The organism is Azospirillum palustre, from assembly GCF_002573965.1.
GTDB classification, from domain to species: Bacteria; Pseudomonadota; Alphaproteobacteria; order Azospirillales; family Azospirillaceae; genus Azospirillum; species Azospirillum palustre.
Map to the genome: position 1 here is coordinate 572382 of NZ_PDKW01000040.1, position 16546 is coordinate 588927.

Annotated in this window: 15 protein-coding genes; 7 read left to right on the forward strand and 8 right to left on the reverse strand. The window is 69.1% G+C overall.

The window, feature by feature from the left end:
- Positions 1-332 precede the first annotated feature (332 nt).
- The 5 genes from CRT60_RS12485 to CRT60_RS12505 all read right to left on the reverse strand — a co-directional run bounded on the left by CRT60_RS12485 (position 333) and on the right by CRT60_RS12505 (position 5407).
- Complete coding sequence (locus tag CRT60_RS12485; protein WP_098736720.1) at positions 333-1175, reverse strand: tellurite resistance TerB family protein; 843 nt, start codon at positions 1173-1175, stop codon at positions 333-335.
- Between the two features lie 185 nt (positions 1176-1360).
- Positions 1361-2575: an ABC transporter substrate-binding protein gene (locus tag CRT60_RS12490; protein WP_098736721.1), complete on the reverse strand. Its 1215-nt coding sequence runs from the start codon at positions 2573-2575 to the stop codon at positions 1361-1363.
- Positions 2576-2662: 87 nt separating this feature from the next.
- Positions 2663-3442, reverse strand: a complete 780-nt coding sequence (locus tag CRT60_RS12495; protein WP_098736722.1) for a 3-hydroxybutyrate dehydrogenase — start codon at positions 3440-3442, stop codon at positions 2663-2665.
- 32 nt (positions 3443-3474) lie between these two features.
- The gene (gene kce, locus CRT60_RS12500) at positions 3475-4413 is read right to left on the reverse strand and encodes a 3,5-dioxohexanoate:acetyl-CoA acetone transferase (RefSeq protein ID WP_098736723.1); all 939 of its coding nucleotides are present in this window, start codon (positions 4411-4413) and stop codon (positions 3475-3477) included.
- Positions 4414-4480: 67 nt separating this feature from the next.
- Entirely contained in the window at positions 4481-5407 is a 927-nt protein-coding gene (locus CRT60_RS12505; protein ID WP_098736724.1) for a 3-hydroxyacyl-CoA dehydrogenase family protein, read from the reverse strand.
- Positions 5408-5704: 297 nt separating this feature from the next.
- Between CRT60_RS12505 and CRT60_RS12510 the strand changes: the two genes are divergently transcribed.
- From CRT60_RS12510 to CRT60_RS12540, 7 genes are all read left to right on the forward strand, one after another.
- Entirely contained in the window at positions 5705-7132 is a 1428-nt protein-coding gene (locus CRT60_RS12510) for a sigma-54 interaction domain-containing protein (protein WP_098736725.1), read from the forward strand.
- Between the two features lie 194 nt (positions 7133-7326).
- Positions 7327-8298, forward strand: coding sequence for a LacI family DNA-binding transcriptional regulator (locus CRT60_RS12515; RefSeq protein ID WP_244592490.1), 972 nt, complete (start codon positions 7327-7329; stop codon positions 8296-8298).
- 141 nt (positions 8299-8439) lie between these two features.
- Positions 8440-9552 (forward strand): ABC transporter ATP-binding protein, encoded by a 1113-nt coding sequence (locus CRT60_RS12520; RefSeq protein WP_098736727.1) that lies wholly within the window; start codon positions 8440-8442, stop codon positions 9550-9552.
- A gap of 50 nt (positions 9553-9602) precedes the next feature.
- Positions 9603-10766 carry an extracellular solute-binding protein gene (locus CRT60_RS12525; RefSeq protein ID WP_098736728.1) on the forward strand — a complete coding sequence of 388 codons (1164 nt, stop codon included), beginning with the start codon at positions 9603-9605 and terminating at the stop codon, positions 10764-10766.
- The gene (locus CRT60_RS12530) at positions 10744-11673 is read left to right on the forward strand and encodes an ABC transporter permease (RefSeq protein ID WP_204561850.1); all 930 of its coding nucleotides are present in this window, start codon (positions 10744-10746) and stop codon (positions 11671-11673) included. Before CRT60_RS12525 ends, CRT60_RS12530 begins: the two co-directional genes overlap by 23 nt.
- Entirely contained in the window at positions 11670-12503 is an 834-nt protein-coding gene (locus CRT60_RS12535; protein WP_098736729.1) for an ABC transporter permease, read from the forward strand. The genes CRT60_RS12530 and CRT60_RS12535 overlap by 4 nt, the downstream gene beginning before the upstream one ends.
- Before the next feature lie 5 nt (positions 12504-12508).
- Entirely contained in the window at positions 12509-13264 is a 756-nt protein-coding gene (locus CRT60_RS12540) for an MBL fold metallo-hydrolase (RefSeq protein WP_098736730.1), read from the forward strand.
- Positions 13265-13288: 24 nt separating this feature from the next.
- Here CRT60_RS12540 and CRT60_RS12545 read toward each other — a convergent pair whose 3' ends face one another.
- Genes CRT60_RS12545 through CRT60_RS12555 form a run of 3 tightly spaced genes read right to left on the reverse strand, consistent with a single transcriptional unit; the run spans position 13289 to position 16528 of the window.
- Entirely contained in the window at positions 13289-15010 is a 1722-nt protein-coding gene (locus CRT60_RS12545; protein WP_161958033.1) for an AMP-binding protein, read from the reverse strand.
- A gap of 7 nt (positions 15011-15017) precedes the next feature.
- Positions 15018-16253 (reverse strand): beta-ketoacyl-[acyl-carrier-protein] synthase family protein, encoded by a 1236-nt coding sequence (locus tag CRT60_RS12550; protein WP_098736732.1) that lies wholly within the window; start codon positions 16251-16253, stop codon positions 15018-15020.
- Positions 16250-16528 (reverse strand): acyl carrier protein, encoded by a 279-nt coding sequence (locus CRT60_RS12555; RefSeq protein ID WP_098736733.1) that lies wholly within the window; start codon positions 16526-16528, stop codon positions 16250-16252. Before CRT60_RS12555 ends, CRT60_RS12550 begins: the two co-directional genes overlap by 4 nt.
- Between the last annotated feature and the right edge of the window lie 18 nt (positions 16529-16546).

The following is a 16546-nucleotide window of genomic DNA, read 5'->3' on the forward strand; positions in this document are numbered from 1 at the left end:
GCCGCCGCCTGCGCATCCCTTCTCACAACACGGTATTAACTTGTCAATGAACCCGCCCGATGCAGAAACCGTTGCTTGGCCGAACCCCTGGGGTTCGACTGTCAAGCGCCGGTTTGTCGGGCTTCCCTTCCGCGTGTCGGTCGCTGCCGCGTCGGCGGCGCCGGCGTCGTTCGCGTCGGGAGGCGTCTTATATGCGGGCCCGCCCCAACCGCGCAAGAACTTTCTTCATCGGGTGGCAAAAAAACTTTGGCTGACCCCTGCGGCCGGACTGCGGCGCCGGGCGGGCGCCGCACTGGGCCGGTTAGCTCCCAGACCGTTCAGACCCCAGCCGTTCAGACCATCGAGTCCAATTCGCGGCGGCGGGCGTCGGTCAGGCCGAGGCGGGAGGCAAGGTAGGCCAGATACTGGCGGTCGACCTCGCTGCCGCCGCGCACCGCCAGTTCGGACGCGAGGTAGACCTGCTCGGCCGTCTCGGGATCGCCGACGTCACGGACGATCTGATCCAGCGGCCGCGGGGACCGCAGCTCGGCCTCGACGATGCGCCGGTCCTCCGGCTCGGCCTGGGCGGCGTCGAGGCTGTCGAGGATGCGCCGCTGCTCGTCGGGCGAGATGTGGCCGTCGGCGTTGGCCGCCGCGATCATGGCGCGGATCAGCAGCAGCGCCTTGGCGTCGCCGAGATCGGGTTCCGGCTGGCCGCCGCGCAGCACCCCGGCCAAACGGTCGCCCAAACCGCCGGCCGCGCCGGCCCCTCCCAGCACACCGCCCAGCACGCTGCCGAGCGCACCACCTCCGGAACCGGCAATCGGTCCCCCGCCGGCCACGCCGCCAAGGCCGAGCCGGTCGAGAATCCCACCCAACGGTCCACCCGCAGCGGGAGCCGAGGTTGGAGCCGGTCCCGACGGCGGATGGCCGGGGGTGGCGGGTGCCTTGCTGTCCTGATAGGCCCGGTAAGCGAGATAGGCGAGCGAGGCCAGGCCCGCCTTCTGCATCAACCCCGAACCGGTGGCAGCAACATGGGGCACGCCATGGCCGTGGCCGTAATAGCCCTTCATCTTCTTTTTGCCCTTCTTGCCGAGGAGCAAGGGCATGGCGGCGGCGAAGGCCGGCCCGCGACCGGTGCGGCCGGCCAGCCCGTTGGCCAGGATGACGCCGAGGACTTTGCTCAGGTTGCTCATCGTTCCCTTCCCTACCGGCTGCGGATGACAGGCCCTGGCTGCGGACGGGAGCCGCGACCGGGAGCCGTAGACATGGGGACGGTCCCGGTCATTGAAACCGGCGTCACCCGCAAGAGCGGCGGGAAGGCCGGGGCCGCCGCTCGGACGGCCCCCGGCATCACAGACTGGACATCACGGTCGGGGCGTCACTTGACGAGCGGGCAGCCGCTGTCTTTCGGGTCGATGTAGGCCTGCGTACCGGGAACGGTCTTCAGGATCTTGAAGTAGTCCCAGGCGTATTTCGACTCTGCCGGCGTTTTCACCTGCGCCAGATACATGTCGTCGAAGACGCGGCCGTTGGCGGCGATCTTCACCTCCTTCATCATCATGTCGGTGACCGGCATGGCGCGCATCTTCGTCGCCACCTTGTCGGGATCGTCGGTGCCCAGCTCCTGCACCGCCTTCAGGTAATGGCGGACCGACGAATAGACGCCGGCCTGATTCATCGACGGCTTGCGGCCGGTCCGCTCCTCGAACTTCTTCGACCAGCCGCGGGTTTCCTCGGTCATGTCCCAGTAGAAGGAGTTCGCCAGCATCAGGCCCTGCGAAGTCTCCAGCCCGAGCGCCTGGATGTCGTTGATGTTCAGCAGCAGCCCCGCCAGCGTCTGGCCGCCCTGGGGAATGCCGAACTCGGCCGCCTGCTTGACGCCGTTGATGGTGTCGCCGCCGGCATTGGCGAAGGCGACCACCTCGGCCCCCGATGCCTGCGCCTGCAGCAGGTAGGAGGAGAAGTCGGACGCCCCCAGCGGATGGCGCACGCTGCCCTTGATGGTGCCGCCCAGCTGCTTGACCGTGTTGGCCGCCTCGGCTTCCAGCGAATGGCCGAAGGCGTAATCGGCGGTGATGAAGAACCAGCTCTTTCGGCCCTGCTCGACCAGCGCGCGGGCGGTGGCGGAGGCCACGGCGTGGTTGTCCCAGGTCCATTGGAAGCCGTAGGGGCTGCATTCCTTGCCGGTCAGGTCGGTCGAGCCGGGGCCGGACATCAGGAACAGCCGCTTCTTGTCGCGCGTGATCGCCTGCACCGCCAATGCTGCGGCGGAGTTCGGCACGTCGGCGACGACGTCGACCTTTTCTGTGTCGATCCATTGCCGGGCCAGGTTGGCGGCGATGTCCGCCTTGTTCTGGTGGTCGCCGACGATGATCTCGATCTTCGTACCGTTCACGGCATTGCCGAATTCCTCGGCGGCCATCCGAGCCGCCACCGCCGACCCCTCGCCGTTGATGTCGGCGTAGATGCCGGAACGGTCGGACAGCATGCCGATCTTGATGACGTTGTCGGACATCTGGGCCTGGGCGGTGCCGGACGCCAGGACGGCCAGGGCGGTGCCGGCGAGAAGCCCGGCAACAAGCGGTTTACGCATGGTTCGCTCCCCAATTGGACGGTTTTTGGTGTTTTGGTTTTGCTGTTTCGGACGCCGGCCCCCGGCCGGTGGGCCGGGAGGCGGAGATCAATGGGTGGTATAGCCGCCATCGACGGGAAGGGCCGCTCCGGTGATCGACCCCGCAGCGTCGGAACACAGGAAGGCGATGGCGGACGCGACCTCCTCCGGCGCGATCAGCCGGCCGGTCGGCATTCTCTCCAGGAACACCGCCCGCAGCACCTGATCCTCCGGCAGGCCGGTGACCTGCGCCTGCTGGGCGATCTGGCGCTCGATGATCGGGGTCAGCACCGTTCCCGGGCAGATCGCGTTGCAGGTGATGCCGTGGGGCGCCACCTCGATCGACACCGACTTGGTGAGGCCGATGAGGCCGTGCTTGGCGGCGACATAGGCCGGCTTGTGCGGCGCGCCGACCATGCCGAGCACCGAGGCGGTGTTGACGATGCGCCCCCAGCCCCGCTCCCGCATCGACGGCACCGCCGCCTTGATGGCGTGGAAGGCGGCGCTGAGGTTGACCGCCAGCAGCAGGTCCCACTTGTCGTCGGGGAACTCGTGCAGTGCCGCGACATGCTGGACGCCGGCATTGTTCACCAGGATGTCGACCGGCCCCAGCCGGTCGGCAGCGTCGGCCATCATGGCGCGCACCTCCTCCGGCCGGCTGAGGTCGGCGGCGGAATAGACGATCCGGCAGCCGGTCCGCTCGGCGATTTCGGCACAGTTGCGGTCGATCTCCGCGCGGTCGCCGAAGCCGTTGACCATCACGTCGCAGCCGCGGCCAGCAAGCTCCCGCACCGTCGCCAGCCCGATGCCACTGGTGGATCCGGTGACGACAGCAATTCTGTTCTGCATGTCTCTTCATTCCTCGGTCGGATGATTGCGCGTCAGAACGCCACCTGATCGGCGCCCTTCAGGTCGAGCATGGCGCGCGCCTCTTCCGGGGTGGCGACCTCCAGCGACAGCTCCTCCAGGATGCGGCGGATCTTCGCCACCTGCTCGGCGCTGTTGCGGGCCAGCCGGCCCTTGGCGAGATAGAGGCTGTCCTCCAGCCCGACGCGGACATTGCCGCCCATCACCGCGGCCATGGTGGTGAAGGGGATCTGGTGGCGGCCGGCGGCCAGCACCGACCATTCGTAATCCTTGCCGAACAGGCGGTCGGCGGTCTCGCGCATGAAGACGAGGTTGCGTTCCTCCGCCCCGATGCCGCCGAGAATCCCGAAGATGGTCTGGATGAACAGCGGAGTCTTCACCAGCCCGCGGTCGAGGAAATGCGCGAGATTGTAGAGATGCCCAACATCGTAACACTCGAACTCGAAGCGGGTGCCGCAGCCCTCGCCGAGATGTTCGAGGATATAGGCGATGTCGCGGAAGGTGTTGCGGAAGATGAAGTCGTCGGTGCTGCGCAGATAGGGCTCCTCCCAATCATGCTTCCAGTTGCTGTAGCGGTCGGCCAGCGGGAAGATGCCGAAATTCATCGACCCCATGTTGAGCGAGCACATCTCCGGCTTGGCCAGCAGCGGGGCGGCGAGGCGTTCCTGCACCGTCATGTTGAGCGAGCCGCCGGTGGTGATGTTCAGCACCGCGTCGGTGGACTGTTTCAGCCGCGGCAGGAACTCCATGAACACCGCCGGGTCGGGCGTCGGCTGGCCGGTGCGGGGATCGCGGGCGTGCAGATGCAGGATCGCCGCCCCGGCCTCCGCCGCGCCGACGCCCTGCTCGACGATCTCGTCCGGCGTCACCGGCAGGGCGTCCGACATGGTGGGGGTGTGGATCGATCCGGTCAGCGCGCAGCTGATGATGACCTTCTTCTTCGATGCGGCCATGCAAGGCCCTCCTGTGCTGGTCCGGGCGGGAAGGCCCGGACGGTTCGAAATGTTCGGCGGGGGACGTCTATCGGCGCTCAAGCTCATCGAGACGCTGGAGATGGGCGGTGAGGCGGGCGGCGACCTCCTCCCGCTGCCCTTCGCTCCAGACCCGGAAACCGGCGCCGGACTTCATGCCGAGCCGCCCGGAGGCGACCAGTTCGCTGAGAAGGGGCTGCGGGCCCGGCGTGCGGTCGAGGTCCGGCAGGACATGGCCATGGACCGCAAGCGTCAGGTCGGTGCCGACCAGATCGGCGTTCTCCAGCGGCCCCAGCACGGCGAGCCGCCGGCCGAAGCTGGCCTTGACCACGGTGTCGACCGTCTCGGCGTCGCACACGCCGTCCTGAACCAGCGCGATGGCCTCGCGCCACAGCGCATGCTGCAGGCGGTTGCCGATGAAGCCGGGCACATCCTTGCGGACCTCCACCGGCAGCTTGCCGATGGAGCTCAGCAGGCCGGTCATCGCGGCGACCGCCGCATCGGCGGTGTCGCGCGTCCGCACCACCTCGACCAGCGGGATCAGATGCGCCGGGTTCCACCAATGAGTGCCGAGCGCGCGGGTGCGGTCGCGCAGCGGTTCCATGATCCGGGTGATCGGGATGACCGACGTGTTGCTGGCGAGAAGCGCATGGGGTGGAGCCGCCGCTTCCGCCGCCGCCAGGATGCGCTGCTTGAGGGTGAGATCCTCCGGAACTGCCTCGATGACGATGTCGGCGGCGACGACGGCCTCCTCCAGCATCTCGTGCAGCCGGATGCGGTCGACGATGGCAGTGTGCTGGCCCGGATCGCCAAGGGGTTGATCGCCGAGGGTCCGGCGGATGCGGTCGAGGATGCCGGCCCGGCGAACGGCATCGGGTTCCTGGATCTCGACGGGATGACCGGCGACGGCGAACGCCTGCGCGATCCCCTGCCCCATCATCCCGGCGCCGATGATGGCGATGCGCTGGTGTGTCATGGTCTGTGCATTCCCCCGTCCCGCTCGACCGGCGCCCATTGAGTGTCGCCCTGATTGTTCGCCATGGACGCTGTTTGGAATGCTTGGTAAGCAACGGCCGTGCCAGGGAGCCAAGTGGCTGTTAAGTCAGGATTTTGTTGAAAGCCTGCTCAAGCATGCCGGCCCGGTGTTTGCGAGTGCGCACAGTCCGGCCCGCCAGGATCCCCGGTTTCCCAGAAAATCAGCCCTTTCATCGTGTTCATTTTTCTGACAGATACTGTACGTAATATTGACATTCCGCACCAGGGAGGGCTGGGAATGCCAACGGATCGAAGCCAACAGTTCGCAGCGGCGTGCGCCTTGATGGCGATGGTCGACGAGATGATCGACGGCGCCCTGCTGGTCGACCGCGATGCCCGCATCGTCTGGTCGAACGACAGGCATGTCTGGTTCACTGAAAAGCTGATGGCGCAGCTGGGGCTCCAGTCACGGGCGGACGCCATCGGCCAGCCGGTGGAGCGCGTCATCCCGCACAGCCGGATGCGCGAGGTGGTGGAAACCGGCCGGTCGATGCCGCTCGACATCATGCGCTATGGCGAGCATACGCTGCTGGTCAGCCGCCTGCCGCTGCGTGATGAGACCGGCGAGGTCATCGGCGCCCTCGCCTTCGCCCTGAAGAACAGCCTGACCTATCTCCGCCCCATCGCCGACCGCTTCAACAAGCTGCAATCCCGGCTGACCCGGGTCGAGCAGGAGCTGGCGGCCAGCCGGGCGTCGAAATACACGGTCGAGAACCTGATCGGCTTCAGCCCGGCGATGCTTCAGGTCAAGCGGCTGGTGCGCCGGGCCGGCCAGATCAATTCGGCGGTGCTGCTGCTGGGCGAGACCGGGACCGGCAAGGAGTTGGTGGCGCAGTCGATCCATGCCTGCTCCGACCGCGCCCACCGCCCCTTCGTCGGCGTCAACACCGCCGCCATCCCCGAAAACCTGCTGGAGGCGGAGTTCTTCGGCGTCGCCCCCGGCGCCTACACCGGCGCCGGCCGCCAGCCGCGCCCCGGCAAGTTCCAGCTGGCCGACGGCGGCACCCTGTTCCTCGACGAGATCGGCGACATGCCGCTGCCGTTGCAGGCCAAGCTGCTGCGCGCCCTGCAGGAACGCGAGGTCGAGCCGCTGGGCTCCAACCAGGTGGTCAAGGTCGATGTCCGCATCATCGCGGCGACCAGCCGGCCGCTGGCCGAGATGGTGCGCAGCAGCGCCTTCCGGCCGGACCTCTATTATCGGCTGAACGTCTTCCCCATCCAGCTGCCGGCGCTGCGCGACCGCAGGGACGATCTGGAAATCCTCGCCTCGCTGTTTTCGGAGAAGGTCGCGCTCAGCCTCGACCAGCCGATGCGCGACCTCACGCCTTCGGCGCTCGACGCTCTGCGGCGCCATGACTGGCCCGGCAACATCCGCGAACTGGCCAACGTCATCGAACAGGTCTATGTGCGCACCGAAGGCGACCGCATCCTGGCAGAGGACTTCGCCGACATCCTGCCGGACGCTCCCCTCGACCGCCCCGCCCCGCTGGAGGGGAAACGGCCGCTGGCCGCCGCGATGGACGATCTGGAACGGTCGCTGATCCTGGAGGCGCTGGCCGACTGCCGGGGCAACAAGCTGGAGGCCGCCCGCAGCCTCGGCCTGTCGCGCACGAACCTCTACGCGAAACTGCGCAAGCACGGCATTCCGGTGCAGCCGGACGACTGAGGCCGCCGCCCTTGCGTCCTTAGGCGGCGGTGGACTGACGGCCGTTTGCGGCGACCGCATCAGCTTCGCCATCGCGATCAGCGCCCCAGTGTCGGCAGTCTGGCACCCAGGCCGCGAAGCCCTTACACTCGCCCCGCGACCGAGCGGCCGGAGGAACAGTGGCGGGGGAGCGGAGGCGGGCGACCGCAGTGGATGTGGCGCGGCTGGCGGGGGTATCGCAGTCCGCCGTGTCACGGTGCTTTACCGAGGGGGCCAGCGTTTCGGCGGAAACGCGCAGCCGCGTGCTGGAAGCGGCTCGGCGGCTGTCCTACCGCCCGAACGCCATCGCGCGCAGCCTGACGACCCGGCGCACCAACCTGATCGGCGTCGTCATGGGGGATCTGGACGGGCCGTTCCAGCCCTATCTGTTCGAAACGCTCACCCGCGGCCTGGCCTCGCGCGGCAGGCAGCCGCTGCTGGTGCGCGGCGACCCGGCGGATGCGCTGGACGGCACGGCGATGGCCGCTCTCGACTATCAGGTGGATGCGGTGGTGGTGACGGCCGGCAGCGTCTCTCCGGCGGCGATCCGCGGCCTGATGGCGCTCGGCGTCCCTTTGCTTCTCTATGGCCGGGCGGTGGAGGCCGACGGGGTGGACAGCATCTGCTGCGACAACCCGCTCGGCGCCCGGCTGGTGGCGCAGGCTCTGGCCGCGGCCGGCCACCGCCGCATCGCCTATCTCGGCGGACGCCCCACCGCCTTTTCCGAACAGGAACGCGGCAGCGCCTTCCGCGCGGCCTTGGCGGAACTGGGGCTGCCGCTGGCCGCCGCGGGAGAGGGCGACTACAGCTACGACAGCGGCCATCGCGAAGCCCTGCGGCTGCTGGCCGGTCCCGACCGTCCGGACGCCCTGTTCTGCGGCAACGACGCCATGGCCTTCGGCGCGCTCGACGCCGCCCGCACCGCGCTTGGCCTTCGCGTGCCGGACGATCTGTCCATCGTCGGGTTCGACGATGTGCCGATGGCCGGCTGGCCGAGCTTCTCCCTGACCACCATCCGCAATCCGGTCGAGGACATCGTGGCGATCCTGCTCGACATGCTGGAGCGGCGGCTGGCGGACCCCGACGCCCCGCCGGTCCTGCACCGCCCGCCCCCGCTGCTGGTCAGGCGCGGATCGGCGCGCCTCTGACACACGGCACCGCCGCATTCACCAAAGCATCACAATTCCATCATCCGCGCTTCACGCTTCGCGCCTAAACCCTGCGTCAGCGGCTTTGCATACGCATGCAACGGCGCTGACCACTTCGGGAAATGCGGGAAATCTGCGGCGATGGCGGAATTGCATGTCGAGAATCTGACCGTCGCCTATGGCGGCTCGCGCGTGCTGAACGGCGTCAGCCTGCATGTCCGCCCCGGCGAGTTCGTGGCGCTGCTGGGCTCGTCGGGCTGCGGCAAGACCACGCTGCTGCGGGCGGTGTCGGGCTTCGTGCCGGTGGACGGCGGGCGCATCGCCATCGCCGGGCGCGACGTGACCAAGGCACCGCCGGAGCGCCGCGACACCGCGATGGTCTTCCAGTCCTATGCGCTGTGGCCGCACATGAGCACCGCCCAGAACATCGGCTACGGCCTGAAGCTGCGCCGCTGGCCCCGCCCGCGCATCGCCGAGCGGGTGGCCGAGATGCTGCGGCTGCTGAAGCTCGACGGGCTGGCCGACCGCAACGTCACCCAGCTGTCGGGCGGCCAGCGCCAGCGCGTGGCGCTCGGCCGGGCGCTGGCGGTCAACCCCGACATCCTGCTGCTGGACGAACCGCTGTCCAACCTCGACGCCCGCATCCGGCTCGAACTGCGCCACGAAATCCGCGCGCTGCAACAGCGGCTCGGCATCACCGCGGTCCATGTGACGCATGACCGCGAAGAGGCCATGGTGATGGCCGACCGCATCGTCATCCTGAATGCCGGCAGCATCGCCCAGATCGGCACGCCGGAGGAGATCTACCGCCGCCCGGCCAGCGCCTTCGTCGCCAGCTTCCTCGGCGCCGACAATGTGGTGCCCTTGCAGGCGACGCGGACGGAGCGGACGCTGGAGATCGCCGCCGGCCCGGACCACGACGCCGTCAGCCTGCCGCTCGGCAACGACGGCGCCCAGGGCGGCGCACAGGTCGAGATGCCGGGCAGCGGCCCGGTTGCCGCGCATTTCCGCACCGAGTCCGTGCGGCTGGCAGCGGCCGGCCAGACCCCGGCCGACACGCTGGTCCTGCACGGCCGCATCACGCAAGCCACCTATCCCGGCGGCCGCTGGCGCTACGGCGTCGCGGTCGGCGGCACGGTCTTCCTGGTCGACGACGACGACCGCCGCACGGTCGGCGACGCCGTCGCCATCGTCATCCCGCCTTCGGCCCTCCATTGCTTCCCGCTCCGCCAGGAGGCGGCGGGAACGGCCTAAGGCGATCTCAACCATTCGGTCCACCATCGGGGAAGAAGGGGGATTTTTCCATGACGCTCACGACGCTGAGGACGCTGCTCGCCGGGGCCGCCGGTCTGGCGCTCGCCGCCGGTCTTTCCGCAGCACCGCTGAAGGCCGAGACGGTGCTGACCGTGCTCACCGCCGGCGACCAGAACATGGTCGATTACGTCAACGAGTATCTGGCGCCGAAGTTCGAGGCGCAGAATCCGGGCGTCAAGGTGCGCGCCGCCGGCACCGGGCCGGGCGACGGCGGGTCGCAGAAGATCTACGAGAAGCTGAGCGCCGAGGCCGCCGCCGGGGCCGCCAAATGGGACGTCGACGTCGCCGTCATCCACCAGAAGATGGCCGGCCAGATGGTGCAGGAGAAGATGCTGTCGGCTTATGTCGGCGATGTGAAGACCGGCACGCTCGCCAGCCGCGACAGCGCGCGCAACGCGCTCGGCACCGACGTCACCGGCTATGTCCTGCCGATGTTCCACAGCCAGATCGCGCTGGCCTACAACCCCGAACTGGTGAAGGCGCCGCCGAAGACCTACGCCGAACTGGCGGAGTGGGTGAAGGCCAACCCGAAATCCTTCGGCTACAACGGCATCAAGGGCGGCATGTCGGGCGTCGGCTTCGTCACCGGCTGGGCTGCCGCCAACATCGGCGATGCCGCCAGGCTGGAGAAGGGCCCCTACGACGCGGCGATGAAGCCGGCGATCGAGAAGGCGCTGTCCGGCCTGAAGGACTTCAACAAAAGCGTCACGCTGACCCCCGGCAATGCCGGCACGCTCGACATGCTGAACCGCGGCGAGATCACCATGGGGCCGGTGTGGGTCGACATGTTCTACAGCTGGCAGGCCGACGGCCGCCTCAACCCGGCGATGAAGCTCCAGCTGATCGGTCCGGGCATGCCCGGCCAGCCGATGTATTACGCCGTCCCGGCCAAGGCCGCCAACCAGGACGCCGCCCGCAAATTCATCGAACTGGCGACCAGCCCCGAGGTGCAGGCCGACGGCATCGTCAAGCGCTTCAACTGGTATCCGGGCATCGACGCCACCTACGTGCAGCCGAAGCTGGACGCCCAGACCTGGGCCAAGCTGTTCACCGACGTGAAGCCGGACGAGCTGGCGAGCAAGGGCAAGCCCTTCCCGCTGTCGGGCTACTTCACCGACATCATGGAAGCCTATGAGCGCACCGTTGCCAACTGAGGCCGCCGGCCGTCCCGCTGCCCTCCCCCGCTCGCGCGGGGGAGACGGCGCCCCCGCCCTGCCCGCCGCCAGGACTGGTCCCGACTGGCTGTGGGGCGTGCTTCTGGTCCTGCCGGCGCTGGCGATGGTGGCGCTGTTCTTCCTCTATCCGCTCGGCCTGTCGGCGGTCAGCGCCTTCCAGGGCCGCGACGGCGGCTGGACGCTGGCAAACGTCGTGAAGGCGTTCGAGCTGTACAGCCTCGACATGGCCTTCACGCTGGCCATCGTGCTGCTGTCCTCGGCGCTGGTGGCCGTGCTGTCGGTGGCCATCGGCGGCTATCTGACGCTCGGCGAGAACCGGCTGTCGGTGACGCTGCTGCGCTGGCTCTACCGCTGGCCGCTGTTCATTCCCTTCATCGTCGCCGCCCAGATGATGCGCTCCTTCCTCGCCAAGAACGGGTTGATGAACAATTTGCTGATCGGCGGCGGCGTCATCGAGCCGTTGCAGGCGGCGAGCCTGCTCGACTGGCGCGGCGTGGTGGTGACCTTCGTCTGGAAGCAGACGCCCTTCGTGGCGCTGATGGTGGCGGGCGCCATGGCCTCGCTCGACCGCTCGACCATCGAGGCGGCGCGCGATCTCGGCGCCGGGCGGCTGCGCATCCTGGCCGAAATCGTCGTTCCCCAGGTCAGGCCGACGCTGGTCGTCGGGCTGATCCTCAGCTTCGTGACCATGCTGTCGGTGATGTCGGTGCCGATGATGATCAATCCCAACAGCCCGACGATGATCACGGTGGACATGGCCTATCGCATCAACGCCCACGGCGATTACGGCGTCGCCAACGCTCTCGGCTTCGTGTCCTACGCCATGGCCGGTCTGGTCGGCTGGTTCTACCTGCGGCACGGCGTGCGCCAGGGCGGTGCGCGATGACCCACCTTATCCCAACACGAGCCCTCGCCCAAATATTCGCCTGGATTCCGCGCGGACTGGCCCTTGGGGTGCTGGCCTTCGTCATCTTCGGGCCGCTGACCAATCTCGGCCTGTGGGCGGTGGCGGAGAAATGGTACTTCCCCCACACCCTGCCCCTGCAATACGGCTTCTCCTTCTGGGAGCGGGTGTTCGCCCCGCGCTCCAACGCCATGGCGTCGCTGGGAACCAGCGTCACCATCGCGCTGCTGACGGTGGCGGCCTGCCTCGCCGTGTCGGTTCCCGCCGGCTATGCGCTGGCCCGGCTGCGGCTGCCCTGGCGGGGCGCGATCCTGCTGGCCTTCCTGCTGCCCCAGGCCTTTCCCAGCGTCGCCGTCTATATCAACGTGGCGCGCATCTTCTACACGCTGGGCCTCAACGGCACGGTGGCGGGCGTGGTCCTCGTCCACACCGTCCATGGGCTGGTCTTCTCCGTCTGGATCACCGCCGCCGCCTTCGCCGCCGTCGACCGCTCGCTGGAGGAGGCGGCGCGCGACATGGGCGCCGGCCCCCTGCGCACCTTCTTCGGCATCACCCTGCCGCTGGCGGCGCCGGGGGTGATGGCGAGTTCCATCTTCGTCTTCCTGGAATCGCTGGACGAGTTCACCGGCACCTATTTCGTCGGGGTGCCCGACATCTCCACCCTGCCGCTGCTCATGTTCAACGCCGGCATGGGCGGCAATTTCCAGATCGCCGCCATCACCGCCCTGATCCTGCTGGTTCCCTCGGTGGGCTTCATGCTGGTGATCGAACGTTTCCTCAAGGCCGACGTGCTGGCCAAAGTCGGACATTGATCCCCATGGACATCCAGGTTCTGGGCGTCGGCGAAGCGGCCGACCCCTCCTTCGCCAATTCCTCGCTGATCGTCGCCGCCGGCGGCTTTCGCCTGATGATCGACTGCGGCCATTCGGTGCCGCCCGTCCTGTGGCGCGAGGTGCCGGACCCCGACGCCATCGACGCGCTCTATTTCACCCACCACCACCCCGACCATTGCTTCGGCCTGATTCCCACGCTGATCCGCTGGACCGACGACCGCCGCAGCAAGCCGCTGGACATCGTCACCACCATCGGCGGCTGGAAGCAGCTGGCCCTGCTGTTCCAGGCCGGCGCCACCGATCCCGAGCGGTCGCTCTCCTTTCCGCTGCGCTGGATCGAAACCCCGGAAGACGGCACGCTCGGCCCCTTCCGCCTGCGCACCGCGCTCACCCGCCACTCCATGCCCAACCGCGCCATCCGGCTGGAGGCGGGCGGCGTCGCCTTCGCCCATTCCGGCGACGGCCGCGCCACGCCCGACTCCGAAGATCTTTTCCGCGGCGCCGACCTGCTGTTCCACGAATGCCTGACGGTGGAGCCGGACCCGCTCCAGCCCTTCCACGCCGCCTTCAGCCAGCTGTCCGATTTTCCCGAGCGGCTCGGCGTCCGCGCGATGCGCCTCTACCATGTCCGCATGGGCGAACGGGACCGGCTGGCTGCCGCCTGCGCCGCCGGAACGCGAACAAGTCTGGCCGAGCCGGGGGAGCGGATCGTCCTACAGGCCCAGGCACCCGCCGCCTGACCCGGCGGCCCAAGGCAAGGCCGGTCAGGCCAGCTGCGGGATCGCTCCGGCCTGCCAGCGGCGGCGGATGACCGCGGTGCGCTTCTTGCCGCTGGAGGTCTTTTCGATGGTTCCCTTCGGCACGACGGCGATGTCGGTCGGCACGAAGCCGAAGCCGTCGAGGATGCAGCGCCGGATCGCCGTCAGCCGGCCGCTCACCACCGGCGGCGGCGATGTGGCGTTGCCCTCGACCAGCAGCACCTGACGCGGCCCGCCGGGCTCGTCGGCACCGAACAGCACCGCGCGTCCGGGGCCGACGAAGGGCAGCGATTCGACCTCCAGCTCGACATCGGCGGGGATGACGTTGCGGCCGCCCACCACCAGCATCTCGTCCTTGCGGGCGACGAAGAACAGCTCGCCGTCATGCAGGAACCCGAGATCGCCGGAGCGCATCCATCCCCGGCCGAGCGCCCGCTGCGTCATCGCCTCGTCCCGCCAGTAGCCGGGGGTGAGGCAGGGGCCGGCGACCGTGATCTCGCCCAGCATCAGCTCGCCGAGCGGACATCCCGCCTCGTCGCGCACGACGAGGTCGCAGGCATCGTTGGGCCTGCCGACCGAGACGAGGTCCAGCGCTTCACCGCCGCCGTCACCAGAGTCGTCCGTCAGCACCCGGCCCCCCGGAGCGATGCGCACGCGCAGCCGGCGCAGCCCCGGTTCGCGGCTGTGGGTGCAGCCCAGCGTGTATTCCGCCATGCCATAGCCGGCGCGCAGCTGCGATGGCGGCATCCCCAGCGGCGCCAGCACCGCCGCCGCCTCGTCCATCACCGCCGGGCTGATCTTCTCGGCGGCGACATAGAGGATCAGCGCCGACAGATCGCAGCCGCGGCCATGCAGGCGGCGCACCCCGCGCAGCGTCGCCGCCAGCACCGAACTGGTGGAGAAAGCCAGATCGCTGCCCCGCGCGGCCATCGCGGCGAACCAGCGCGCCGGATTGCGCATGTACCAGGCGGGGGGTGCGGCCATGGCGTCGGCGCCGGTGAACAGCGGCAGCAGGATGCCGATGAACAGCCCCATGTCGTGATAGAAGGGCAGCCAGGACGCAACCGAGCGCGGCGGCCGGCCGCTGCCGGCAGCCGCATAATTGTCGGCGAGCTGGCGGAGCTGCGCCATCACCATGGCGTGGGTGACCATCACGCCCTTCGGCTGGCCGGTGCTGCCCGAACTGAACTGGATCAGCGCCAACCCGTCGGCCCTGCCCTCGCCCTCGCCGTCAACATCGCCGTCGATATCGCCGCCGGCCGGAGGCAACGGCCCGAGCGGCGCCTCCAGCGCCTCCACCGTGGTCAGCAAAGGGTCGAGCTGCGGAATGGCGGCGGGACGGTCGGTCACCACCAGCCGGGCATCGCTTCGCCGCGTCACCTCCAGCAGGAAGCGCAGGAAGCCGCCCGCCCGGTCGCTGCCGCCGGCCAATTCCGAAGCCGCTCCCGAAGCCGGCCCCGAAACCGGCCCCGACCAGGGCCGCAGCGGCACCGGCACGGCTTGCAGCTGCCACAGGGCCAGCAGCAGGCAGATCGCGGACGAGCCGGTGTCGAGCAGCATCACCACGCGGTCGCCCGGCCGGATGCCGCGGGCCGCCAGCCCGGCCGCCAGGACGCCGGAGCGGGTCCGCAGCTCCGAAAGCCGCCGGTCCATCCCTTCGGCGGGAAAATGCCACAGCGGGTCGCCTGCGGCCCCGCCATGATCGAGCCAGTTCAGAAGCCCCGTCATCGCCGCCTCACACCGCCCGCACGGCGATGGCCGCATTGACGCCGCCGAAGGCGAAGGACTGCGAGACGGCGGCGTCGAAGCGATGGGCGCGTGCCTCGTTCGGAACGCAGTCGATGTCGCAGTCGGGGTCGGCGCCCTGGTAATTGACGGTCGGCGGCGCCACGCCGCGGGTCATGCCGAGGATGGTGGCGATCAGCTCCAGCGCACCGGCGGCGCCGAAGGTGTGGCCGATCTGCGATTTGGTCGAGGACATCATCAGCCGCGCCGCATGGGGACCGAACACGGCATGGGCCACCGCCGTTTCCACCCGGTCGTTCAGCGGCGTCCCCGTGCCGTGGGCATTGAGATAGCCGATCTCATCGGTGTTGAGCCCGGCATCGGCCAGGGCCTGCATCACGGCCCGGACCGGGCCGCGGATCGTCGGCTGCACGGTGTCGGTGGCGTCGCTCGACATGCCGAAGCCGGCGATCTCGGCCAGCACCGGGGCGCCGCGCCTGTCGGCGGACTCCATCGTCTCGATGACCAGGATGCCGGATCCTTCGCCCAGCGCCAGCCCGGAGCGGCCGGTGGAGAAGGGGCGGCAGGTGTCGGAGGCGATGGTCCGGGCCGCGTCGAAGCAGCGCATCACCGCATAGATGACGTTGGCCTCGGTCCCACCGGTCAGCGCGCGTTCGGCATAGCCGTGGCGCACCATCGTCGTCGCCTGCGAGATGGCGTGCGACCCGGAGGCGCAGCCGGTGGCGACGACGAAGGACGGCCCGAGGATGCCGTGCTCGATGGCGATCATGCCGCAACAGGCCTGGTGATTGGTGCGCGGCACCGTGGTCGGATGGGCACGCGGCCGGCGGTTGGCGAACAGGTGGATGGCCGTCTCCTGGCGCGACAGTTCGCCGCCGCCGCCGCAGCCGAGCACGATGGCCGCATCGGTCAGGTCGGCGGAGGTCAGGCCGGCGGCGGCGATGGCCTCGTTCGCGGCCAGCAGCGCATACTGCACGAAGGGTTCGCAGGTCAGCAGCTGCGCCTCGCTGAAATGATCCAGCGGCCGGTAGCCGGCGACGGTCGCCGCAGGATGGACGACCTCCATCGCCTCGAAGGTCCGGCGGGTGGGCTGGATGGCCGTGCGCGCCTCGGTCACGCCCTGCCAGAAGGCCGGAAGGCCGACGCCGAAGCCGGTGACGGCGCCCACGCCGGTCACCACCACCCGGTGCGAGCCGTCGGGGCGGCGGTACCGACCGCCTGTCATGCCGTCACCTCTCTGGTGGCGGCCAGACGCCGGACCAGCACCTCCAGCTCGCCGCAGGTCTCGAAGACGTCCAGCCCCTCGTCGACGATGCCGACGCCGAACATCTCCTCGATCTCGAACGTGATGGTGATGACCTGGATCGACGCCAGCCCCAGCCGGTCGAAACGGGTGTCGGGAGTGAACTCGGTCTCGCGCAGGCTGGGCACGACCTTGACGATACAGTCCTTGATACCGCCCCAGACCGGGCTGTCGGCGAAGGGGGTGGAGTCGGGCATCGGGGTTCCTTCGGTTGA